This window comes from Thiococcus pfennigii, from assembly GCF_016583835.1.
In the GTDB taxonomy this organism is placed as follows: Bacteria; Pseudomonadota; Gammaproteobacteria; order Chromatiales; family Chromatiaceae; genus Thiococcus; species Thiococcus pfennigii.
The window spans coordinates 14424-38349 of record NZ_NRRW01000035.1; the positions used below are offsets into that span (position 1 = coordinate 14424).

The 23926-nt window shown below is 68.0% G+C and carries 18 protein-coding genes; 6 read left to right on the forward strand and 12 right to left on the reverse strand.

Translation table 11 applies throughout. From position 1 onward, the window contains the following. Positions 1–500: 500 nt before the first annotated feature. Positions 501–1274: a slipin family protein gene (locus tag CKO41_RS11980; RefSeq protein ID WP_200382420.1), complete on the reverse strand. Its 774-nt coding sequence runs from the start codon at positions 1272–1274 to the stop codon at positions 501–503. A gap of 2 nt (positions 1275–1276) precedes the next feature. After that, positions 1277–2686: an NfeD family protein gene (locus tag CKO41_RS11985; RefSeq protein ID WP_200382423.1), complete on the reverse strand. Its 1410-nt coding sequence runs from the start codon at positions 2684–2686 to the stop codon at positions 1277–1279. A gap of 63 nt (positions 2687–2749) precedes the next feature. Here CKO41_RS11985 and moaE point away from each other — a divergent pair, with 63 nt between their 5' ends. After that, positions 2750–3205 carry a molybdopterin synthase catalytic subunit MoaE gene (gene moaE / locus CKO41_RS11990; RefSeq protein WP_200382425.1) on the forward strand — a complete coding sequence of 152 codons (456 nt, stop codon included), beginning with the start codon at positions 2750–2752 and terminating at the stop codon, positions 3203–3205. A gap of 44 nt (positions 3206–3249) precedes the next feature. Here the strand turns inward: moaE and CKO41_RS11995 are convergent, their stop codons facing one another. The 5 genes from CKO41_RS11995 to ppdK all read right to left on the reverse strand — a co-directional run bounded on the left by CKO41_RS11995 (position 3250) and on the right by ppdK (position 12023). Next, positions 3250–4281, reverse strand: coding sequence for a DUF2333 family protein (locus CKO41_RS11995; RefSeq protein WP_200255516.1), 1032 nt, complete (start codon positions 4279–4281; stop codon positions 3250–3252). A gap of 681 nt (positions 4282–4962) precedes the next feature. Beyond that, positions 4963–5676 carry a DUF502 domain-containing protein gene (locus CKO41_RS12000; protein WP_200382427.1) on the reverse strand — a complete coding sequence of 238 codons (714 nt, stop codon included), beginning with the start codon at positions 5674–5676 and terminating at the stop codon, positions 4963–4965. 634 nt (positions 5677–6310) lie between these two features. After that, positions 6311–7084 (reverse strand): phosphate-starvation-inducible PsiE family protein, encoded by a 774-nt coding sequence (locus tag CKO41_RS12005; RefSeq protein WP_200382429.1) that lies wholly within the window; start codon positions 7082–7084, stop codon positions 6311–6313. Positions 7085–7562: 478 nt separating this feature from the next. Further along, positions 7563–8963 (reverse strand): aminodeoxychorismate synthase component I, encoded by a 1401-nt coding sequence (gene pabB, locus CKO41_RS12010; RefSeq protein ID WP_200252376.1) that lies wholly within the window; start codon positions 8961–8963, stop codon positions 7563–7565. A gap of 279 nt (positions 8964–9242) precedes the next feature. Beyond that, a complete protein-coding gene (gene ppdK, locus CKO41_RS12015) occupies positions 9243–12023 on the reverse strand; it encodes a pyruvate, phosphate dikinase (RefSeq protein ID WP_200382431.1) in 2781 nt (926 codons plus the stop codon). Between the two features lie 414 nt (positions 12024–12437). Here ppdK and CKO41_RS12020 point away from each other — a divergent pair, with 414 nt between their 5' ends. From CKO41_RS12020 to CKO41_RS12030, 3 genes are all read left to right on the forward strand, one after another. Beyond that, positions 12438–15278, forward strand: a complete 2841-nt coding sequence (locus CKO41_RS12020) for a valine--tRNA ligase (protein ID WP_200382433.1) — start codon at positions 12438–12440, stop codon at positions 15276–15278. 181 nt (positions 15279–15459) lie between these two features. After that, positions 15460–16149, forward strand: coding sequence for a helix-turn-helix domain-containing protein (locus tag CKO41_RS12025; RefSeq protein WP_200252367.1), 690 nt, complete (start codon positions 15460–15462; stop codon positions 16147–16149). A 278-nt stretch (positions 16150–16427) separates the two neighbouring features. Then, positions 16428–16619, forward strand: a complete 192-nt coding sequence (locus CKO41_RS12030) for a YgaP family membrane protein (RefSeq protein WP_200252363.1) — start codon at positions 16428–16430, stop codon at positions 16617–16619. 181 nt (positions 16620–16800) lie between these two features. Here the strand turns inward: CKO41_RS12030 and CKO41_RS12035 are convergent, their stop codons facing one another. Then, a complete protein-coding gene (locus CKO41_RS12035) occupies positions 16801–17553 on the reverse strand; it encodes an MlaA family lipoprotein (RefSeq protein ID WP_200252386.1) in 753 nt (250 codons plus the stop codon). Positions 17554–17833: 280 nt separating this feature from the next. Between CKO41_RS12035 and rnt the strand changes: the two genes are divergently transcribed. Beyond that, the gene (rnt, locus tag CKO41_RS12040) at positions 17834–18484 is read left to right on the forward strand and encodes a ribonuclease T (RefSeq protein WP_200252360.1); all 651 of its coding nucleotides are present in this window, start codon (positions 17834–17836) and stop codon (positions 18482–18484) included. 188 nt (positions 18485–18672) lie between these two features. On the opposite strand, the gene grxD is transcribed toward rnt, so the two are convergent. The 4 genes from grxD to CKO41_RS12060 all read right to left on the reverse strand — a co-directional run bounded on the left by grxD (position 18673) and on the right by CKO41_RS12060 (position 23030). Beyond that, positions 18673–19014 carry a Grx4 family monothiol glutaredoxin gene (gene grxD, locus CKO41_RS12045; protein WP_200382435.1) on the reverse strand — a complete coding sequence of 114 codons (342 nt, stop codon included), beginning with the start codon at positions 19012–19014 and terminating at the stop codon, positions 18673–18675. A 124-nt stretch (positions 19015–19138) separates the two neighbouring features. Further along, entirely contained in the window at positions 19139–20920 is a 1782-nt protein-coding gene (locus tag CKO41_RS12050) for an N-acetylglutaminylglutamine amidotransferase (RefSeq protein ID WP_200382437.1), read from the reverse strand. Positions 20921–20969: 49 nt separating this feature from the next. Further along, on the reverse strand, positions 20970–21401 hold the full coding sequence (locus tag CKO41_RS12055; RefSeq protein ID WP_200252354.1) for a coiled-coil domain-containing protein: 432 nt from the start codon (positions 21399–21401) through the stop codon (positions 20970–20972). A gap of 93 nt (positions 21402–21494) precedes the next feature. Further along, positions 21495–23030, reverse strand: coding sequence for a hydantoinase B/oxoprolinase family protein (locus CKO41_RS12060; protein WP_200382439.1), 1536 nt, complete (start codon positions 23028–23030; stop codon positions 21495–21497). A 279-nt stretch (positions 23031–23309) separates the two neighbouring features. Between CKO41_RS12060 and CKO41_RS12065 the strand changes: the two genes are divergently transcribed. Further along, positions 23310–23891 (forward strand): superoxide dismutase, encoded by a 582-nt coding sequence (locus CKO41_RS12065; RefSeq protein ID WP_200252350.1) that lies wholly within the window; start codon positions 23310–23312, stop codon positions 23889–23891. The last annotated feature ends 35 nt before the right edge of the window (positions 23892–23926 follow it).

Genomic DNA, 23926 nt, shown 5'->3' on the forward strand with positions numbered 1-23926 from the left:
CTTGCAGGCCAGCCCCGACCTCGGCGATCCCACCGACCCGACGTCGGCACCGTCCCCACCACTCCCCGCCGAATCGCAGATACGCCACCGCGGCGGCAAGGTAGATTTGCCGAGGTCGTCAGGGCCGTAATCGTCGAGATGATGAGGGAGAGGCTTGACGGTGCGATAGATCGGGTCGCTTACCGGCGGAGGAGGGCTGGCTGAGCCGAGATCTTCGCACGAGTCCCGCGCCGATGCAAAGCGCAAGAGCCGAAAAACGGCTGGCGGCCGCCTCGCTCGCGGCTTGCAAGCACCTCGTAACGATTCGGGACCCCCGCGCCCGGACCAGACACGCCCTACCATGTCCACATCTCCATCAAGCTCACGCACGAAGGTCAGCGGCAAACGCACGCGCTTCGCCCTCGGCCAGGAGGCCAGGACGGCGGCCTCTGAGGACCGCGAGCGTCACGGCTGGCCGGCACGACGTGGCCGCCGAGGCGGCGGTGCGCGCAGCGCGTGCGTCAGGACGCGCCGTCGACCTTCGAGCCGCGAGTCATCTGGATCAGCGGCTCGACCAGATCCATAGGCAGCGGGAACACGATCGTCGAGGACTTGTCGCCGGCCACCGCGGTCAGGGTCTCCAGATAGCGCAGCTGCAGGGCCTGCGGCTGTTGGGCGAGGATCCGCGCCGCCTGCATCAGCTTCTCCGCCGCCTGCTCCTCGCCCTCGGCATGGATCACCTTGGCGCGTCTGGAGCGCTCGGCCTCGGCCTGCCGGGCGATCGCGCGGATCATGCTCTCGTCGAGGTCGACATGCTTGATCTCGACGTTCGCCACCTTGATGCCCCAGGCATCGGTCTGGCTGTCGAGAATCTTGCGCACGTCGTCGTTGAGCTTATCGCGCTCGGCGAGCATCTCGTCGAGCTCGTGCTGGCCGAGGACCGAGCGCAGCGTGGTCTGGGCGAGCTGGCTGGTCGCGGCCAGATAGTCCTCGACCTGGATGATGGCCCGCTCCGGATCGATGACGCGAAAATAGACCACCGCATTGACCTTGACCGAGACGTTGTCGCGCGAGATCACATCCTGGCTCGGCACATCCATGACGATGACCCGCAGATCGACCTTGACCATCTGCTGGATCACCGGGATCACGAAGATCAGCCCTGGCCCCTTGACGCTCGTGAAGCGCCCCAGCGTGAAGACCACTGCGCGCTCGTACTCGCGCAAGATGCGCAGTGCCGAGGCGATGAAAACGATGACGAGGACCAGGACGAACGCGAGCACTTCGAAGGGCATGTTCATGGCTCCTTGGCGGATGGCGTCGGCTCGGAGGGGTCCGGCTCGACGATGAGCACCAGGCCGTCGCGGCCGGTCACCCGGACCGCCTGGCCAGCATCGATGGGGCGGTCGCTGCGCGCGCCCCAATCCTCGCCCAGGACATGGACGCTCCCGGCGCCGCAGAATCCGACCTTGGCATGCCCGCGGGCACCGATCAGCCCCTCGGCACCGCTGACCACGGGTCGGCGCAGCGAGCCGATCGCCATCGCGACGACGAAGAACAGGAGCAGCGCCGAGGCGATCGCGACGGCCAGCACCAGCGGCAGCGACAGGCCGAAGCCCGGCACATCGGTGTCGATCAGGATCAGGGAACCGACGACGAAGACGACGATCCCGCCGACCCCGAGGGCGCCGAAGCTCGGGACGAACGCCTCGGCGATCATCAACGCGAGCCCGAGCAGGATCAACGCGACGCCGGCATAGTTGACCGGCAACAGCTGGAAGGCATAGAGGGCGAGCAACAGGCTCACGGCCCCGACCGTACCCGGGAAGACGGCGCCCGGATTGGCGAGTTCGTAGATCAGGCCGTAGATCCCGATCAGCATCAGGATGTAGGCGACGTTGGGATTGCTGATGATCGCGAGCAGCCGCAACTGCCAGTCGGGCTCGAGCTCGACCAGGGTCGAGTCCGAGGTGTCGAGGACCCGCACGGTGCCTTGCACGGAGACCTCGCGTCCGTCGATCGCGGCGAGGAGTTCATCGAGGTCGCGTGCGACCAGGTCGACGACGCCGATCGCCGCGGCGTCCGCGGCCGGCAGGCTGGCGCCCTCGCGCACGGCCCGCTCGGCCCAATCGGCATTGCGTCCGCGCAGCTCCGCGAGGCCTCGGATGTAGGCGGCGGCATCGTTGACGAGCTTCTTCGTCATCGCGCTGCCGCCCCCCTGCCCGGCCTCGTCGTCGCCGTCGGCCGGCGCCGACTCCCCCTCCTGTCCGCCGCCCCCCAGGCCGCCGATCTGCACCGGCGTGGCCGCGCCGAGGTTGGTCCCCGGGGCCATGGCCGCGACATGGCAGGCATAGAGGATGTAGGTCCCGGCACTCGCCGCGCGCGCCCCGCTCGGCGCGACATAGCCGGCGACCGGAACGGGCGAGGCCTGGATGGCCTTGATGATCGAGCGCATCGCGGTATCCAGCCCGCCGGGGGTATCGAGCCGCAGGACCAGGAGCCGAGCCTCCTGCCGCTGCGCCTCGACGATCGCCTCGTCGATGAAGGCCACCGTCGCGGGACCGATGGCCCCCTCGACCTCGGCCACGACGACCACCCCGCCCGGCGCGTCGCGCTCCGCCGCGAACGCGAGCGCCAGCCCCGCGAGGATCAGCAGCGCTGCCCAGGCGATCGGGCGACACACCAACGATGGTACGCTCCTATGCATAGGACCAAGCTTAGTCGGGACGGCGGGAAAATGTCATCGTACGCCACCGGCGCCGGAGTCGAGATGCATCACATTCGCGTCCAACACGCACCCTTCGACATCGCCACCGAACAACAGGCGCTGTGGCGCGGCCAGCCGCAGGTCGGCGCCGTCGTGACCTTCACCGGCCTGACCCGCGACATCAACGAGGGGGTGCGCATCCACCGACTGACCCTCGAGCACTACCCGGGCATGACCGAAAAGGTCCTCGAAGCGATCGCCGACGAGGCGGCCGGCCGCTGGCCGGTGGAGGGGATTCGGCTGATCCATCGGGTCGGGACCCTCGCGCCGCAAGACCCGATCGTCTTCGTCGGCGTCGCCGCCCGCCACCGTCGCGCCGCCTTCGCCGCCTGCGAATTCCTGATCGACTCGCTCAAGACGCAGGCCCCCTTCTGGAAGAAGGAGGCCCGCGACGACGGCGATCACTGGATCGCCGCCCGCGGCGAGGACGAAGCGGCCGCGAGACGCTGGCAGCCCTGAGGCGGGTGCAAGCCCCAGGCGTTCGCGCGAGAGCAGCCGCCGAATCAACCCTCCTGCAAGAGGATCCGCAGATCGATGACCGCCGCGTTGGCGCGCGAGACGTAGGAGGCCAAGACGAGCGAGTGGTTATTGACCACACCGAATCCGGAGCCATTCAGCACGAACGGACTCCACATCCGCACGCTCGCTGCCTCGAGGTCACGGATCACCTGCTGCACCGGGGCCATCGCCCCCTTGCTCCGCAGGACCTCGTCGAAGTCCGTCGCCAGCGCGCGGAAGGTGTGCAACAGGGCCCAGCAATAACCACGGGCCTCGTAGAAGACATCGTCGACCTCATGCCTGGGGGTCTTGACCTGTGCCACGGCCACGGAGACCGTCTCCGTCCCAGACCCAGCATCCACTGCCGGCACGAGGGCCGCAGTCAGTTCCGAATCGGCGACACTCGCACTCAGGCGCTGGGCGTAACTGCCGAGACGTTTGTCGGCGACGGCCAGGAAGGCAGACAGGCTGTCGGCCCGCGCGAAGAAACGGGCCGAAGGGTCCTCCCGACCGGCCAGACTGCCCGCGTAAGCCTCCAACGCGCCAATCGCCTGCCGGTATTGGGACTCGGCAGTCGGCAAGACCCAGGAATAGGCATCGGAATTGATGAAGGCGTCGGCCTCGCGCAGGTCGGAATTCTCGACCGATTGGCTCCCTGAGCGACTGAAATCGTTGCGCAGAGCCCGCACCGAGTCGCGAAGCTCCTTCAGCACCCCCGCCTCCCAGTTCGGCATGTTGTCCATCATCAGCCCGGGCGGCATTTGGTCATTGGAGAGGTAGCCACCGGGCTTATCGAGCAGCGTCGTCGCCACCTGCGCGATGGTGGCGACCGTCGTCACCCCGGTCACGAGTTCCGTATCACCGTCGCCGTACCCGGCTTCAGCACTCGCGGCAACGTCGAAGGTCGCGGGCTGCCAAGACCAATAGCTGCTCAACCCCGCAGCCGAGACGACATAAACGAGGAGGACAAAAAACAAGAGGCGCCAGACGCGACCTTTGCGTTTGGTGTGGTTCGACCCTTTCTCTTCCTTACTCATCGCACTTAAGCCTCGCTCGAGTTTATGACAGTCCCCAACAGCGGCGGGCAGGGCCCCGAGGCCATCACCCACGAACCGCACGGCTTCGCCGGATCTCGGGAGACGCCCATTGCCCGGGCGTCCTGATCGAATCCCGGCACGCCCCCTGGCACGAGGGCACCTCGAAAAATGCAAGGTGCCCGCACGGGGCAAGTACGCCCCCCATTTTCAGTCGCCCAAACGACTGAAAATGGGCCGAAGCGGAAATCGCCTTTTCGCGTCGCGGCTTGAAGAATTGCCCGGATGGCAATTTTTCAAGGTCCCCACGAGAGACACTGCCCATGTCAGCGCCCCCTATAGCGAGCGTTGTCAGGACGCCCCTCTCCGGCCCGCGCAGCCGATCGCTTCAGCTCGGATAGGGTGTCCAGCCCCGCCATTTGCAGCCGCCCCCGACGCGCCCCCGCCCAAGTATAGGGCACCTTGAAAAATTCAAGGTGCCCGCGCGCGGCAAGGAGCGCCAGTCATTTCCAGTCGCTTAAGCGACTGGAAATGAGCCGAAGCGAAAATCGCCTTTTCGCTTCGCGTCTTGAAAAACTGCCTGGATGGCAGTTTTTCGATGTCCACTATAGTTGGCGGCCGAGGCACGTTGTCACAACCATTCCGCGGCCGGCACTGGATCGTCGTTCCGCGCATTGTCCGGCTTCACGGCTCCGCGCCGTCCGACGGCGCGGCCGACCGCATGGCCTCGTCACCCCGCGCGGATCGCACCGCAGTCGGCCCGCTGAAGGGGATGTCGGGCGGCGCCGTCACGCCGCCCGAGACGACGAAGGTCATCGCCTCGTCGACGCTCCAATCCAGTCTGATCAGATCCTCGCTCGGGACGATCTCCAGGTAGCCGCTGGTCGGATTCGGGGCGGTCGGGACATAGACGGCGGACAGTTCTTTACCCGTGGCGCGATCGAACATGGCATGGGTCACGAAACCGACGGTCTTCATCCCCGGGCGCGGGAACTCGATCAGAACGACCTTCTGCGCCCGAGGATCGCCCCCCTGGAAGGCGTCGATGAGTTTCTTCGTCGCCCCGTAGACGGTCGTCACGATCGGGATGCGCCCCAGCTGCCGTTCCAGGCTATGAATGATACGTCGCCCAACGACCCGGCTCGTCGCCCACCCAAGGACGTAGAAGAGCGCCAGGGTCAATGCGATGGCCAACCCGGACGACAGCCAGGGCACCTCGACGATGAGTCTCGCCAACTCGGGCGAAAAGGGACGGACCCCGTTGGCCAAGAGGGCCACCTTGGGCCGCCCGATATCGGAAAGCAAGTCGACAAAGAAACGGAACACGAAGACCGTGACCAGGATCGGAATGACGGTCAGGACCCCGGTCAAGATGTAGCGTCGCGTTTTATACGCCATGTCTGTTCCCTAGGACGCAGCCAGGCCGCGTTACGACAGAGCACCAGGTACCCCATCATTTCGTGCCACGAATGCCAGGCCGGTGTTGCCCGAATCCTGCGGCACCTGAACTGCCAAGAATGAAGCGGAGCGAAAAGGCGGGTTGTCGCCCCTCGGATCGCCGACCGCACGACGCGTCCCTCGACGCGCTGTCGAGAGCGACCGATCGCTCGCCATGCAGGCCCTGGTCGCCCTGAATCTTCGATGTCTCGGGCAAGGCCTTCGACGGCCTCGCGCGAGGCCGCACCAGCCTCACTAGCGAGGTCTTGGTGCGCGACGTCGAACAATTCAACCCAGCCCCGAAATTGACCGCCAGGCTCAGGATTCAAGGGTGCCTTGAAAAATTCAAGGTGCCCGCGCGGGGCAAGGATGTCCCGCCTTTTCAGCCACCTAAGCGACTGAAAATGAGGCGAAGCGGAAATCGCATTCTCGCCTTGCGTCTTGAAGAATTGCCCGGATGGACATGCGATTCGGCATTCACCAGACGGACGGGATCGCTCGCCCTTCGCCCCGCCTTCGAGGACAGGAAGAGAGGCACGGGAAACGACGTCCCCCGTCTTTGCCTGATCTCGACCAGGACGGCCAACCAACGCCCCTAGCGGTGATCGAGCCCCCCGGCACTCTCGGTGCGCTTCACGAACTGGCCGCGCACGAGATAGTACCCACCGACCAGTATCCCGAGCAGCGCGGCCAGACCGATCAGATACATGGGCTCATCCGCCTTCGATTCGAGATCCATGACGACGACCTTGCGCGTCAGGGCCGTGATCGCGATGAGCAACATGAACTCCACATGGACCGACTTGTCCATGACATACATATAGATGCTCGCCATCAGCTCGATCGCGATCAAGACGGTGAGGAACATGCCGAACAGCTCGAAGAGCTGGTCGAGCGACAGCAGCAGACTCTGATGGCTGACGAGATCGCGATACAGGATGACGCAAAGCTCGACGACGGCGAAGACCGACACGAGCGAGACCAGGATCAGCAGGACCCCGGCCAGCGTCTTCTCGAAGTAGTGAAAGACGGTCTCGACCACGGAGTCCAATGGGTCTCGGCGCACGTGCGCGCCCTGCCCCCCCTCGAGCGACCCGATCCTGGCGGCCAACTCGTCTACCTCCCGAGCGAGACCCGCGACGGGGACGATCTCGATCCGCGCGCCGGCCTCGCGAAATCGCTCCCGGTAACGCACGGCGGTCTCGCGGTCGACCGACTGCTTGACCGTCACCGTTCGGCCGCTGAACAGCCGCTCGGCCGCGGCGTCGGACAGCCCGAAGCCCTCTTGGAGCCGCTGCCGGGCGGCGAGCGGGTCGGTCCCCGGCTCGAGCTCCCCGCTGAACCGGATATCGAATCGAGAAGGCCCCATAGCCCGCCTCCGTGGCGCATTTAGGAATGGCGTTTAGCTCGGCGCAGCAGCACACAAGGCTGCAGCGCTACCTGCGACCGCCAGGATACCCCCATTCTCCGCCACCTAGACGACTGAGGCTAAGCGGGAGTCGCATTTTCGCTTCGCGCCTTGAAGGCACGAGAGAGCGGGTGACCAGACCCGCGGGTCCCGTCGGTTTCTTGCTTGCCTGAGACGGCCGATGAATCCAGCGCCTCGCTGGATGCGAGGCGCGCCGAGCCGTCATATGGGCGGGTATTTTAGCCCATGGCGCGGCTAGGGTTGATACTCGTAGCGCTCGCCACACCGCCGATCCCCGCGAGGCGGGAGGGCGCGAGCCGGGACGTCGGTGCGCCAATGCGCCCAGCGATCGCCCGCCGCCGAGTTACCCTTGGCGCTCTCAGAGGCCGATAGGCCGAGCAGCCTCCATGTTCCGTGGGATGTCCAACGTGCCCAACGGTCAACGAGCGCGCAACTCCCCCAGAATCGTCAACAGGGCGCCGGCCTTATCGAGGGTTTCTTGGTATTCCAGCGCCGCGACCGAGTCGGCGACGATGCCGCCGCCCGCCCAGAGCCGCGCGATCCCGCCCGAATGGACGAGGGTGCGGATGGCGACGTTGGTATCCATCGCCCCGTCGAAGCCGAGGTAGCCGATCGCCCCGCAATAGACCTCGCGGCGGTGCGGCTCCAGCTCCTCGATGACCTCCATCGCGCGCCGTTTCGGGGCGCCCGTGATCGAGCCGCCCGGGAAGGCGGCGCGCAGCAGATCGAGGGCCGTGCGCCCCGGCGCCAAGCGACCGCAGACGGTGCTGACCAGGTGATGCACCTGGGCGAAGCGCTCGACGGCGAAGAGCTCGGGGACCTCGACGCTGCCGAGGGCGCAGACCTTGCCCAGGTCGTTGCGCAGCAGGTCGACGATCATCAGGTTCTCGGCGCGATCCTTGGGGCTCTCGCGCAGCGTCCGCGCGAGCCGCCGGTCGGTGGCTGGATCCACCCCGCGCGGCCGGGTGCCCTTGATCGGGCGGGTCGTCACGACCCCATCGCGCAGGTGGAGAAAGCGCTCGGGCGAGGCGCACAGGATCCGACCGTACGGGTGGTCGAGATAGGCCGAGAAGGGTGCCGGACTCAGCGCCCGCAGCCGCCGATAGGCCGGCCAGGCGTCGCCCTCGGCCGGGGCGGCGAAGCGCTGGGCCAGGTTGACCTGGTAACAGTCGCCATCGCGCAGGTACTGCTGGATCCGGGCGATCGCCGCCAGATAGGCATCGCGGGTCAGATTCGATCGAATCGGCCCCAGGACCCGAAACGGCGCCGATGAGCCAGCGCGTTCAACAGCCGGCGGCCGAGCGAGCCGATCGCGCCACCGCGCCAGGCCGGCCGGCTCGGCGGCGACCAGCCGCGTGCGGCGCTCCCGATGGTCGACGACGACGGCCCAGTCGTAGAGGCCGAGCGCCATCTCCGGCAGCTCGGCCTCGCCCCCCGCCTCGGCCGCCCGCACCGGACCCGGCAGCCGATCGAGGCGTCGAGCGAGGTCATAGCCGAAATAGCCGATCGCCCCGCCCGAGAAGGGCAGTCCGGCGACCCCGGGCCGCAGCGGGCCGAGGGCCTCGGCCAACACCGCGAGCGGATCGACCGCCGACACGCACAACCCGCGCCCCGCCCCGCGCCGCGTCTCGATCTCGGTCCGCGCGCCTCGGGTGACCAGAGTCGCGATCGGTTCGGCGCTCAGGATGTCGTAGCGACCGGCAAGGCAGCCAGGCCAGCCGCTGTCGAGGAAGACGGGCCAGGCAAGGTCCACGAGGGCCTCGAACAGCGCCGCGCTGTCGGGCCGATAGGGCAGATCGACGGCCAGCGGCGGCATCATGGGGTGAGCATCTCGGACAGAGGGACGCGGCGGGGATCGAGGAGAGGCGGCGCCTAAGACGGCGCCGCCCCAAGTAAGGATGCAGCAACAACCGAAACCAGAGCGAGGGCGACAAGAAACGACGAAATACGCGAAAGTCGCGGGGAAAGGCCCATCATCCTATTCTTATTCGGCCTTTTCGCGTGTTTCGTAGTCCCAATCGAGACGTGCCGGTCGTTCTCGAATCGTCGCCCGGGGATGGCCGGGCGGGTCGCTCGGCGACCCGCCCGCCGGTGCCCGTCAGAGCTTGGCGCCGAGCGCCGCGTGGGCCGCGGCCAACCGCGCCACCGGCACCCGCGGTGCCGAGCAGGAGACATAGTCGAGCCCGGCCTCCTGGCAGAAGGCGATCGACGAGGGGTGCCCGCCGTGCTCGCCGCAGATCCCGACGTGGATATCGGGCCGCGTCTGTTTGCCCCACTCGACGGCGAGCTTCATCAGCTTGCCGACGCCCTTGACATCGAGGACCTCGAACGGGTTGTCCTGGAGGATCGTCGACTGATTGTAGAGCGGCAGGAACTTGTTCTCGGCGTCCTCGCGCGAGAACGAGAAGGTCGCCTGCGTCAGGTCGTTGGTGCCGAACGAGAAGAACTCGGCGACCTCGGCCAGCGACTCGGCGCGCATGCAGGCGCGCACGACCTCGATCATGGTGCCGAACTTGAAGTTGACCGGGTGACCGTAGCGCTGCTTGACCTCCTCGTGGATGGTGTCGACGTAGGACTTGACCCGCTTGAGCTCCTGGGCCGTGCAGACCTGCGGCACCTTGATCTGCGGATGGACCTCGATGCCCATCCGCGCGCACTCGGCGGCGGCCTCCAGGATCGCCCGGATCTGCATCTGATAGATCTCGGGGAAGGTGATGCCGAGGCGCACGCCGCGATGGCCGAGCATCGGGTTGGTCTCGTAGAGGACGCGGACCTTGCGCAGCATCGTCTCCTTCTTCGCGATCGCGTCCTCGACCAGGGCCGGATCGATCATCCGCCGCATCGCATCGAGCTCGCGCCGGGCGCCGTCGGATGCATGGATCAGGCTCATGGTGCCGGACAGGACGACCATGCCGCGGGTCGTCTCGGCGAGGCGGCGCAACTCGATCAGCTCGCGCTCGAGCTGGTGCTCGTCGGGCAGGAACTCGTGGATCGGCGGATCGAGCAGGCGGATCGTGACCGGCCGCGGCGACATGACCTCGAAGAGCTCGCGGAAGTCGGAGCGCTGCAACGGCAGCAGCCGGTCGAGGGCCGCCTGACGGTCCTCGGAGGAGTCGGCGACGATCATCTCGATGACGATCGGCAGGCGGGCCGGGTCGTTGAACATCCGCTCGGTGCGCGCCAGACCGATGCCGACAGCACCGTACTTGAGCGCGCTGCGCGCGTCGTCCGGCGTGTCGGCATTGGCCATGACCTCGAGGCTCGCGACCTCGTCGGCCCAAGCGAGCAGGGTGTTGAGCTCCGGCGAGAAGTCCGGCTCGACGGTCGGGATGGCGCCCAAGTAGACCTTGCCCGTGGTGCCATCGATCGTGATGACCTGCCCCTCGCGGAAGCTGGTCTCACCGACATAGGCCTCGCGGCGGTTGACGTCGACGACGATCCCCTCGGCCCCGGCGACGCAGGGCTTGCCCATGCCGCGGGCGACGACGGCGGCGTGCGAGGTCTTGCCGCCGCGCGAGGTCAGGATGCCCTCGGAGGCGAAGAAGCCGTGGATGTCCTCGGGCTTGGTCTCCTCGCGCACCAGGATGACCTTCTGGCCGAGTTCGCGGCCCATCTGCTCGGCCCGATCGGCGTCGAAGACGGCGATGCCGGAGGCGGCCCCGGGCGAGGCCGGCAGACCCTGGGCGACGGCCTCGGCGCGGGCCTTCGGATCGAGACGCGGGAAGAGCATCTGCTCGAGCAGATCGGGGGCGATCCGCAGCAGCGCCTGCTCCTTGGTGATGAGGCCCTCGCGCTCCATCTCGACCGAGGTGCGCACCATGGCCTGGGCGTTCATCTTGCCGTTGCGGGTCTGGAGGCAGAAGAGCTGGCCGCGCTCGATCGTGAACTCGAAATCCTGGATCTCGCGGTAGTGGCTCTCGAGCTTGTCGCGCAGGTCGTCGAGCTGGCGGGCCATCTCGGGCATCTCGTCCCTCAACCGGTCGATCGGCTTGGGCGTGCGGATGCCGGCGACGACGTCCTCGCCCTGGGCGTTGAGCAGATACTCGCCGAACAGCTTGTTCTCGCCGGTGCCGGGGTTGCGCGTGAAGGCGACCCCGGTGCCGGAGTCGTTGCCACGGTTGCCGAAGACCATGGTCACGACGTTCACCGCGGTCCCGTGCGCCATGTCCGGCGTGATGTGGAACTGGCGACGGTAATCGACGGCCCGCTTGCCCATCCAGGAATTGAAGACGGCCTTGATCGCGATCTCGAGCTGTTCGAGCGGATCCCCTGGGAAGGGGGCGCCGGTGTGGGCCTCGACGACCTTCAAGAAGCGCTCGCTGATCTCCTTCAGATCCGCCGCCGACAGGCCGATGTCCTCCTTGACGTGGGCCTTGTCCTTGACCGCCTCGAACTCGTGATCGAAGAGCTCGTCGGGGACGCCCAACGCGACCTTGCCGAAGAGCTGAATGAAGCGGCGATAGGCATCGTAGCCGAAGCGCGGATCGCCGGTCTGGCGGATCAGGCCTTGGAGGGTCTCGGTGTTGAGGCCGAGGTTCAGGATCGTGTCCATCATGCCCGGCATCGACATCGCCGAGCCCGAACGCACCGACACGAGCAGCGGGTCCTCCGGGTTGCCGAAGCCCTTGCCGGTCTTCGCCTCGAGGACCTGCATCTGGGCACGCACCTCGTCCATCACCCCGGCGGGCAGCGCGCGGGCCGGCGAGTCGAGATACTCCAGGCAGGCGGCCGTCGAGATGACGAAGCCAGGCGGCACGTTGAGCCCGATCTGGGTCATCTCGCAGAGGTTGGCGCCCTTGCCGCCGAGCAGCTTCTTGTCCTTGCCGTTACCCTCCTCGAATGCGAACACATGCTTGGTCGAATGGCTTGCGGTATCCATGCTCGGATCTACCTCGGATCGTGATGAGTGGATGAACGATGACCGGCGAATCCGGCACCCGCGGCGGCACCGGAGCTGATGGAAGGACTGGCGCGGACGCCCTGGCAACGCCCCCGCGTCGAAGACAGTGGCGAGCCGGGCGCGTTCCGCCCCTCGGGCGGGCACGGCCATGACGCAGCGCACAGCGCGCGCCCCGCGCGCCAGCAGGCTCGGCAAATCGAGCCCAAATGGTAACCCGTTCCCCGCCGCAGGCAATGAACAAAATTGACGAAAGGGCGACCGCCTTGAGGTATATCAAGCCCGGCCGGCGACAGCGTGGGCGGGTGACGCGTCACCCGCCCCGGGGCGGGGCGGCGGTCGGTTATACTTTCTGGTCTTGCCGTCAGACCCAGACCCCGCGAGCGCATCGACACCATGCTGGACAAGAACTACGACCCCCAGACGCTGGAGCAGACCTGGTACGACACCTGGGAGGCCAACGGCTACTTCGCCCCTCACGACGGCGAGGCGAGCGCCACCTCTTACTGCATCATGATCCCGCCGCCGAACGTCACCGGCAGCCTGCACATGGGCCATGCGTTCCAGGACACCGTCATGGATGCCCTGGTCCGCTTCCACCGGATGCGCGGGGAGCGCACGCTGTGGCAGGCCGGCACGGATCACGCCGGGATCGCCACCCAGATGGTCGTCGAGCGGCTCATCGATGGCGAAGGCCTGACCCGCCACGACCTCGGCCGCGAGCGCTTCGTCGAACGCGTCTGGGATTGGAAGGCCGAATCCGGCGGCACCATCACCCGTCAGCTGCGCCGCATGGGCGCCTCGCTCGACTGGGCGCACGAGCGCTTCACGATGGACGAAGGCCTCTCGGCGGCGGTGCGCGAGGTCTTCGTGCGCCTCTTCGAGGAGGGCCTGATCTACCGCGGCAAGCGCCTCGTGAACTGGGACCCGGTCCTGCACACGGCGGTCTCGGACCTGGAGGTCCTCTCCGAAGAGGAGAACGGCCACATGTGGGACCTGCGCTACCCGCTCGTGCAGCCGCCCGGCGCCGAGCCGCGCCACCTGGTCGTCTCGACGACCCGCCCCGAGACCATGCTCGGCGACTGCGCGGTCGCGGTGAATCCCGAGGACGCGCGCTACCGCCACCTGATCGGCGAATTCGTCGAGCTGCCGCTGACCGGCCGGCGCATCCCGATCATCGCCGACGAGCACGCCGACCCGGAACTGGGCACCGGCTGCGTGAAGATCACGCCGGCCCACGACTTCAACGACCACCAGGTCTGGCTGCGCCACCGCGACGAGACGGCGATCGCGACGCAGCCCCACGGCGGCCTGATCAGCATCTTCACGCCCGACGCCGCGATCCGCACCAACGAGCCCCAGGAGGGCGAGCTGTTGCCGGGCGCCTACATCGGGCTCGATCGCTATGAGGCGCGTCGGCGCATCGTCGCCGACCTCGAGGCCCTGGGCCTGCTCGCGGCGGTGCGCGACCACAGGCTCCAGCAGCCGCGCGGCGACCGCTCCGGGGCCGTCATCGAGCCCTACCTCACCGACCAGTGGTACGTCCGTGTGCAACCGCTCGCCGCCCCGGCGATCGCCGCCGTCGAAGGCGGCGACATCCGCTTCGTGCCCGACAACTGGAAGAACACCTACTTCGAGTGGATGCGCAACATCCAGGACTGGTGCATCAGCCGCCAGATCTGGTGGGGCCATCGCATCCCGGCCTGGTACGACGAGGCGGGCAACGTCTATGTCGGGCGCTCCGAGGAGGAGATCCGCGCGCGCCACAGCTTCGGCCCCGAGGTGACGCTGGCGCAGGACCCGGACGTGCTCGACACCTGGTTCAGCTCCGCCCTATGGCCCTTCAGCACGCTCGGCTGGCCCGAGCGGACCGAACGGCTCGCGACCTTCTACCCGACCTCGGTGCTGGTCACCGGCTTCGACATCATCTTCTTCTGGGTCGCCCGGATGATCATGATGGGGCTCAAGTTCATGGGCGAGGTACCGTTCCGCGAGGTCTACATCCATGGCCTGGTCCGCGACGCCCACGGCGAGAAGATGTCGAAGTCCAAGGGCAACGTCCTCGACCCGATCGACCTGATCGACGGCATCGCGCTGGAACCGCTGGTCGAGAAACGCACCCGCGGAATGATGCAGCCGCATCTCGCCGAGAAGATCGCCCGCCAGACGCGCCTCGACTTCCCCGACGGCATCCCGGCCTTCGGCACCGATGCACTGCGCTTCACGTTCGCGGCGCTCGCGACGACCGGGCGCGACATCAAGTTCGACCTCGGGCGCACCGAAGGCTACCGCAACTTCTGCAACAAGCTCTGGAACGCCTCGCGCTACGTCCTGATGAACACCGAGGGCGAGGACTGCGGGCGCGACGGCGGTGAGCAGGAGCTCAGCGTCGCCGACCGCTGGATCCGCACGCGCCTCGCCGAGACGACCGGCGCCGTCACCGAGGCGATCGGCAGCTACCGCTTCGACCTCGCCGCCCAGTCGCTCTACGACTTCACCTGGAGCGCCTTCTGCGACTGGTACCTGGAGCTCTGCAAACCGACGCTGACGCGCCCGGAGGCATCGGCCGCGGCCAAGCGCGGCGCGCGCCGCACGCTGATCACGACGCTCGAGACCCTGCTGCGCCTCGCCCACCCGATCATGCCCTTCATCACCGAGGAGATCTGGCAGAAGGTCCGCCCGCTGGCCGGCGTCCCGGGCGAGACCATCATGCTCGCCCCCTACCCGGTCGTCGACCCCCAGGCCACCGACCCGGCGGCGAGCGCCGAGATGGAGTGGGTGATGCAGTGCATCCTCGGCGTGCGCCGCATCCGAGGCGAGATGAACATCCCACCGAGCCGCGCGCTGCCGATCCTGATCGCCAATGCGAGCGCGCAGGACCGCGCCCGACTCGCGGCCAACCGCCACTACCTCGACTTCCTCGCCCGCACCGAGTCGGTGACCCTGCTCGAGGATAGCGCCGCCGCGCCGGAGGCGGCGATCGCGCTGGTCGGCGAGATGCGCATCCTGATCCCGATGGCCGGGCTGATCGACAAGGACGCCGAGCTCAAGCGCCTGGCGAAGGAGATCGCACGCCTGCAAGCCGACCTGGAGCGGATCGGCGCGAAGCTCGCCAACCCGAGCTTCGTCGACAAGGCCCCGGCAGCGGTGGTGCAGAAGGAGCGCGAGCGCCTCGAGGGCCAGCGCGCCGCGCTCGCCCGGCTCGAGGAGCAGGCGGCGCGGATCCGCGCCCTGTGACGACCACCGTCAGGGAAGTGCTGAAGTATTCAGGGCTTCCCGTGCGGGGCAGGAGCCCCGCCATGTTCAGTCGCGACAAGCGACTGAACATGAAGGAAGTCGGCAACCGCGCTTTCGACTTCCGTGCTGATTTTTGGCCAGGACGGCCAATAAATCAGCGTCTCCTTAGGGGCCGCCTGCCGTGATCCCGGAGGGATCGACACGCCAGCGTCTGCTCGAGCGGTTCGCGTTCCTGCAACGGGCCGACGCCGCGCTGCGCGACGACTTCTTCGGGGGCGCCTCGCTCGCGACGCTGCCGGCCGGGCAGGAGATCTGCCGCGACGGCGCCCAGTGCTCGCACCTGCCGCTGGTCCTCGAGGGCACGGCGCGGATCTACAAGATCGGCGAGAACGGCCGCGAGGTCACCCTCTACCGCGTCGAGACCGGCGAGAGCTGCGTGCTGACGGCCTCCTGCGTGCTGAGCCACCGCCCGTTCCCGGCCTTCGCCGAGTGCGAGACACCCGTGACCGCCGCCCTGGTCGCGCCCGAGCAGGTCGCCCGCTGGATGACCCACTCGCCGCCCTGGCGCGAATTCATCTTCACGCTGATCGCCGAGCGGCTCGACGAGGTCTTCGGCGTCATCGACGCCGTCCTCTTCCAGCGCCTCGACCAGCGCCTCGCGACCTTCCTGCTGCGGCGCGCCGAGGCGCAGGCCGACACGAGCCTCCAGATCACGCACCAGGAGTTGGCGGCCGAACTCGGCTCGTCGCGGGAGGTCGTCACCCGCCTCCTGCGGGACCTCGAGAACGCGCGGCTGGTGCGCACGGGCCGCGGCCGCATCGACCTGCTCGACATCCCGGCCTTGGCGACCAAGGCGAAACCCGCGGGCTGATACCTCGTTTCTCCTCGTGCAGCGGCCTCAGCGCGACGAGCGCGCCGCCGCGGCCTTGTCGCCCCCGACACAAGGCGCACGCGATTCGCCGCTGGCGGCCCCTCGCATCGCGCGGTTCAGCGCTCAGAGGAGACGAAATGGGGCGAAAACCCGAGCCCAGCGTGACAAAGTCACAGACCGTCCATCGAGCGGCTGCTAGACTGAATTCATCCTCAGTAAGCATCCATTCTCACGAAGCCGGCCGCATCGGCCGGCCCCAACCGCACTGGAGAGACATCATGGAAAAGAACATGGGCAGCACCGATCGCACCATCCGCCTCGTCGCCGGCATCGCCGTCCTGGCCTGGGGCTTCTATGCGAGCAGCTGGATCCTCGGCATCGTCGGCGTCGTCCTGCTGGCCACCTCGGCCATGGCCTGGTGCCCGGCCTACCTGCCGTTCGGCATCAAGACCAACAAGTCGAGCAGCTGAGCATCGCGCCGACGGTGGAGCGCCGTCCTCGATGATGCGCGCCCCGGCAATGGCCGGGGGCATATCGAGCGGCCCGGCTCGGCCATGCGCAAATAGAGAGGCCCGCTGTCGCGGACAACGCGACAGCGGGCCTCTTCCGTTCGGGCGGAGGCAACGCGGCGCCAGCCTCGCCGGAGGCGCGTCAGTCGCCGATCGGCCCCACATCCTCGTCATCCCAGATGTCGGGCGCGGCATCCCCGGTCAGGGTACTGTCGTTGACCTGGGCGTCGCGCCGCTGAAGGTAGGCATCGCGCAAGAAGATGTAGCGATCGATGGCCGCCTCCTCGAAGATCGACTCGGCGGTCAGCAGATCGGCGCGACCATCGACCGCACGCAATCCGATAGCACCCCAATAGATCTCGTTCTTCCTCACATTGAAGAGCGGGTCGACAACGATGTCACCAGCGAAGCCGACCGTGTCGCGTACGCTGCTCGGACCGAGGATCGGCAGCATCAGGTACGGACCCGAACCGATCCCCCAATAACCCAGGGTCTGACCAAAGTCCTCCTTGTAGCTTGGAATGCCCATGTTGGAGGCAACGTCGACGAAACCGAGGATTCCGACCGTCGAGTTCACGATCACCCGCCCGACATCGCTACCAGCACGCGCCAACTTGAACTGAAGCAGGTTGTTGACCGCCGAGTCGACGTCGGCAAGGTTGCCAAAGAAATTCGTCACACCGCGGTCCACCGGCTCGGGGGTCACCGCCTGGTAGCCCTTGGCGATGGGCTTCATGAAGGCGTTGTCGAAATCGGTGTTGAACTTGTACACGCCCCGATTGACGGACTCCCAAGGGTCGCGCGGATCGCGCAGCTCTTCGGGGGTCGACGCACAACCGGACGCCAAGAGGACGACGGCCAGGGCGCAAAGGCCGATGGAGTAACCCGTTCGCATGCTTTGTCCTTCGTTTTCGCGGGCACGACAGTCCTGAAATGGTAGCACAACCGCCACCGCATCCCGTCTCATTGACACCGGTCCACGGGCGCTCGCAGGCCTGTGCGCGACAGTGGGTCAAAGGATACGCAAGCTGTGCTCCCCACCCTCGGGTCCCGCATTTCATCGGGTTGATAGGACCCGAGGCAACGCCCGATCGGAAGGGCGACCACAGCTGTCTCGTTCGTTCGGCACCGGCGGCCGTGTGGCGTCCAACCCGCCTAACGCTTATCCTCTCCGCATGAGGAACGAAGAAGACCCGAGCCCCAGCATCGCCCGCCGCTTCCGCGGCTTTCTGCCGGTCGTCGTCGACGTCGAGACGGCCGGCTTCGACCCCCAGCGCCATGCCCTGCTCGAGATCGCCGCCGTCATCATCCGGATGGACGCCGAGGGCCGCATCGAGCCATCGGCGCCGCTCGCCTGTCACGTACTCCCGTTCCTGGGGGCGGAGATGGATCACCGCGCGCTGGCCTTCAACAAGATCGACCCGCAGCACCCGTTTCGCGACGCCATCTCGGAGCGCGACGCGCTCGAGCGGATCCTGGTGCCGATCCGCCAGGCGGTGAAGGCTACGGGCTGCAATCGGGCGATCCTCGTCGGGCACAACGCGGCCTTCGATCTCGGCTTCATCAAGGCAGCCGTCGAGCGCACCGGCTTCAAGCGCAACCCCTTCCACTCCTTCAGCGTCTTCGACACCGTCAGCCTCGCCGGCCTCGTCTTCGGCCAGACGGTCCTAGCCAAGGCGGCCCAGGCGGCCGGTCTCGACTGGGAACACAGCCAGGCCCATGGCGCCGTCTACGATGCCGAGCAGACAGCGCGGCTATTTTGCCACATCGTCAACCGCTGGCAGGCGCTGGACCCGGAACGGGTCTGGAAGATCGGCCGCAGATAGGGCCGAGCGGCGCCACCCCGCCACGCGCCAGGCCCGGAGCGCGCGACACGCCGGCTCGCGCAAGACCGATCGATTCCCGAGACGCGACCTGGTCGCCCTCGAGCGGGCTCCTACGGCCCTCGGATCAGCGGGCGAGCTGAAGGCGACCTCGGCGTTTCCGAATCGGGACGCTCGTCGCCATCGATAGGCTAGTCGCCGCCCGACAGCGCCCCCGCCTTCTCCGCGGCCGCCTCCACCATCCGCTTCAGCTCGCCGCTGGCGTGGAGCTCGAGGGTGATGTCGCAGCCGCCGATCAACTCGCCGTCGACATAGACCTGCGGAAAGGTCGGCCAGTCCGCATAGCGCGGCAGATTGGCGAAGATGTCGGGATCCTGGAGGACGTTGACATAGGCGAAGGGGACGCCGCACGCGTGAAGTGCCTCCGCGGCCCGCATCGAGAAGCCGCAGCGCGGGGCCTGCGGGGTGCCCTTCATGTAGATGACGACCGGATTGTTCTTGACCTGCTGATCGATGCGCTCCAAGGCATCCATCGCCCACCTCGCTGCCGGTGATTTGTCTGTTGGGGTGCGAGATCTGGCCGCGGATGGGCTTTTCAAGCGGGGAGCGGCCGCACGCGACCGCCGCGGGTCGGGGCACCAGGAACCCCCGGTGGCGTCAGGGGCCGAGGTGCCGCTGGAGCCAGAGCTCGAGGAGCGCCAGGTGCCAGAGCTTGCTGCCGAGGATGCGGGTGTGATGGCGGTCGGGCGCGGCCAGTAGGGCCTCGACATAGTCGCGCCGATACAGGCCACGCTCGCGACAGGCGCGCGAGTCGAGCAGGTCGCGCATCCAAGCGAGGAAGTCGCCCCGCACGTACTTCAGCGCCGGCATCGGGAAATAGCCCTTGGGGCGATCGATGACGGCATCGGGCAGCCGGCCGCGGGCCATCGCCTTGAGCGGATACTTGCCGCCATCGCGGAGCTTGAGCGCCGGCGGGCAGCGCGCGGCCAGCTCGACGAGCCGCCGGTCGAGGAAGGGCACGCGCGCCTCCAACCCCCAAGCCATCGTCATGTTGTCGACGCGCTTGACCGGGTCGTCGACGATCAGGGTCGTGACGTCGAAGCGCAGCACGGCATCGAGGAACTCGTCGGCCCCGGGCTCGGCGAGCCGCTCGGCGACGAGCGCCGCGCTGTGGTCGGGGCCGGCGAAGCGCGGCGCGACCAGGCGCAGGTACTCGTCGTGATCGCGGTCGAAGTAGTGCCGGGCGAAGCGCTCGCCCCAGCTGCCGGCGGGATCGGCCTGCATCCGGGGATACCAGAAATAGCCGCCGAAGACCTCGTCCGCGCCCTGCCCCGACTGGACGACCTTGATCTCCCGAGCGACCCGCTCGCCGAGCAGATAGAAGGCGACCGCGTCCTGGCCGAACATCGGCTCGGCCATCGCGTCGACCGCCTCCGGCAGCCGCCGCAGGACATCGGCGTTCGGCACCAGGAAGCGGTGGTGGCGGGTGCCATAGCGGGCGACGACCTGGTCGGAGTATTCGAACTCGCTGCCGGCCTCCTCCGGGGTATCCTCGAAGCCGACCGAGAAGGTGTGCAGATCGGTGACGCCGCCGACCTCGGCGAGGAGCGCGACGAGCAGGCTGGAGTCGAGCCCGCCCGAGAGGAGCACGCCGACCGGCACGTCGGCGGCCGCCTTGTGGCTGTGCACGGCCGCGCGCAGGGCCTCATGGATCGCCGCCAGCCAGTCGGCCTCGCTGGGCGGCGGCTCGGGCCGGGTCGCCTCCAGGGTCCAGTAGGGGCGCTCCTCCTCGCGGCCGTCGGCGGCGAGCCGCAGCCAGTGGCCGGGGGCGAGCTTGCGTACCCCGGTCAGGATCGTGCGCGGCGCCGGCACCACGGCATGGAGCGTGAAAAGGTGATGCAGCGCGACCGGGTCGATCGCCGTGTCGACGCCGCCGGCCGCGAGCAGGGCCTGGGTACTGGAAGCGAAGCGCAGCCGCCGGACGTCGCGCGTCCAGTAGAGCGGCTTGATCCCGAAGCGATCGCGCACGAGGAAGAGCTCGCGCCGCGCGGCATCCCAGAGGGCGAACGCGAACATCCCGTCGAGGCGCGCCGGGGCGTCCAGACCCCAGGCGTGCCAGGCCTTGAGGATGACCTCGGTGTCGCCGTCGGAGAAGAAGCGGTAGCCCCGGGCCGTCAGCTCTCGGCGCAGCTCGCGGTAGTTGTAGATGGTGCCGTTGAAGACCAGCGCCAGGCCGAGTTCCGGGTCGACCATCGGCTGGTTCGAGCGCGCCGAGAGGTCGATGATCGCCAGGCGCCGATGGCCGAGGCCGAGCGCCCCGTCGCTGTAGCTGCCGCCGTGGTCGGGGCCGCGGCGGACCAGTCGGCCCATCATCGCGGCGATCGCCTCCAGATCGGCCGGCGCCCCGTCGAACCGCAATTCGCCGGCGATACCGCACATGCTCAGGTCTCCGTCAGGACCGCTCGGGCTAGGCGCTGTGCCGCTGGCGTCAGAGCAACTTCACCAGGGCCACGATCGCCGCGACCTGGGCGAACATCAGGGGCACGATCCACTTCAGGAGATCGACCTTGGTCCGGGCAATCTCGCCACGCACCTGCTCGATCTCCTTCTGAAGGCGCAGCTCGGTCTCGCGCAGCGCCCCCCGGACCTGTTCGATCTCCGCCTTCAGCTCCGCACGGAGCTTCTCGATCTCCCGCGTCAGATCGGCGCGGATCTGTTCGATCTCCCGCGTCAGGTCGGCGCGGACCTGCTCGATCTCCTTCTGGAGGCGCAGCTCGGTCTCGCGCAGGTGGGCCTGGGTGGCCAGGTCCGGCAGGTGCGGATAGCGTTCTTCCAGGCGCTCGAACGCCTCGGCGATCACGCGCGCGCGGGCGCGCTCGTCAGGGGCGCTGGTCAGGGCTTCGTACAGGGCGAGGCTCATGTGGCTAATTTGCCAGCCGCCCGCAGCGATGGCAAGGTCTTGGCCGGCCGTCTCGGCCGACTGGGCCTTGCGCGCGAGGTGGTGGCCGGCGGGTCAGGTCTCGCCCCAGCCGCCGCCGCCCGGCGTCTCGATCCGCAGCCGATCGCCAGGCGCCAGCTCGAGGGCCACCTTGGCCGGCAGCGGCTCGCCGTTCAACAGGTTGCGCCCCGGCTGCCCGGGGCCGCCGCCGGCGACGCCCCAAGGGCCACGGTGGCGGCGCTCGGTGAGCAGCGTCGCGCGGGCCGGAGCGAGGAGCTCGAGCTCGCGCACCAGGCCCTCGCCGCCGGGCCGCCGCCCGGCCCCGCCGGAGCCCGGACGCAGGCCATAACGGCACACGCGCAGCGGAAAGCGCGTCTCGAGGACCTCGATCGGCGTGTTCAGCGTGTTGGTCATATGGGTCTGCACGCCGGACCAGCCCCCGCCGGTGGCGCCGGCGCCCATGCCGCCGCCCAAGGTCTCGTAATAATCCCAGACCGCCCCGGGCGCGGCGCTGCCCATCGCCAGGTTGTTCATCGTGCCCTGGCTCGCCGCCGGGATCCGCTGCGGGTCGGCCTGGGCGAGCGCCCCGAGCACGAGGTCGACGACCCGACTGCTGGTCTCGACATTGCCGGCCGCCACCGCCGCCGGGCGGCCCGCATTGAGCAGGCACCCGGGCGGCGCCGCGAGCCGGATCGGGCGAAGGGCGCCGGCACAGGCCGGTGTCTGTGGTGGCATCAGGCAACGGAAGGCGTAAAAGACGGCCGCCGCGGTGACGGCCAGCGGGCAGTTGATATTGCCTGCGACCTGCGCCGCGCTCCCGGAGAAGTCGACGGCGGCCGCGCCGTCGGCGAGCGTGACGGCGACCTGCAACCGGATGTCGCGGGTACCCTGACCGTCGTCGTCCAGCCAGTCGACGAAGCGGTAGACGCCCGGCGGCAGCGCGGCGATCGCCCCGCGCGCCAACCGCTCGCCGTAGTCGTTGAGCTCGGCGAGGCCGGTCAGGAAGGCCGAGGTGCCGAGCCGCCCGACGAGCTCCGCGACGCGCTGGGCCCCGGCGCGATTGGCGGCCACCTGGGCGAGGAAATCGCCGCGCGCATCGCCCGGGCGGCGGGTGGCCGCGACCAGCCGCCCGAGCCAATCCTCGTCGAGGACCCCAGCCCGGATCAGGTGGCGCGGCGCGATCACCTGCCCCTCCTCGTCGAGCGAGCGCGAGACCGGCATCGAACCCGGTGCGGCGGCACCGATGTCGGCATGATGGGCGCGGTTGACGACGAAGGCGACCCGCTCGCCACCGCTGAAGACTGGCGCGATCAAGGTCACGTCCGGCAGGTGGGTGCCGCCGAGGAAGGGATCGTTGAGGATGACCATGTCGCCGGGGACCCACTCCTCGCGCGCGACCAGGTCGGTCATCGCGAAGGCCATGCTGCCCAGGTGCACCGGGATGTGGGCAGCTTGGGCGCAGAGGCCGCCGGCGGCATCGAAGACGGCGCACGAGTAGTCGAGTCGGTCGCGGATGTTCGTCGAGAAGGCCGCGTTGCGCAACACCGCGCCCATCTCGTCGCAGACCGCATCGAGGCGGCTGGCGAACAGACTCAACTCGATCGGATCCATCGCCGTCACCTGCGTGAAGGGGCCTGTGTGAAGGGCGCCTCGAAAAATTCAAGGTGCCTGCGCGGGGCACGGATGTGCCGCCACTTTCAGTCGCCTAAGCGACTGAACGTGAAGCGAAGCGGACATCGCATTTTCGCTTCGTGTCTTGAAAAATCGCCCGGATGGCAATTTTTCAAGGTCCCCTGACGATAACGGGGGCGCCGCGGCGATTGAGGTCCGCGGCCGCGGTGCCCATCTAAGGCGACACCCGCTATCGGTCCACAGAGGAGAATACAGGATATGACCCACGAGTTGCCCGCCCTGCCCTATGCCAAGAACGCCCTCGAACCCGTGATCTCCGCGGAGACGCTCGACTACCACTACGGCAAGCACCACCAGGCCTACGTCAACAACCTGAACAATCTGATCCCGGGCACCGAGTTCGAATCGCTCCCGCTCGAGGAGATCGTCATGAAGGCCTCCGGGGGCATCTTCAACAATGCCGCCCAGGTGTGGAATCACAGCTTCTATTGGCAGTGTCTGAGCCCGAACGGCGGCGGCGCCCCGAGCGGTGCACTGGGCGCGGCGATCGACAAAGCCTTCGGGTCCTTCGACGAATTCAAGAAGCAGTTCTCGCAGGCGGCGGCCGGCAACTTCGGCTCTGGCTGGACCTGGCTGGTGAAGAACACCGACGGCAGCCTGGAGATCATGAACACCCCCAACGCCGGCACCCCGATGACCGCCGGCAAGAAGGCCTTGCTCACGGTCGATGTCTGGGAGCACGCCTACTACATCGACTATCGCAACGCCCGGCCCAAGTATCTCGATGAGATCTGGAAGCTGATCGACTGGGACTTCGTCGCCGCCAACCACGCGGCCTGACGTCCCCCCCGGCGCGTATCCCCGACGCGCCACCG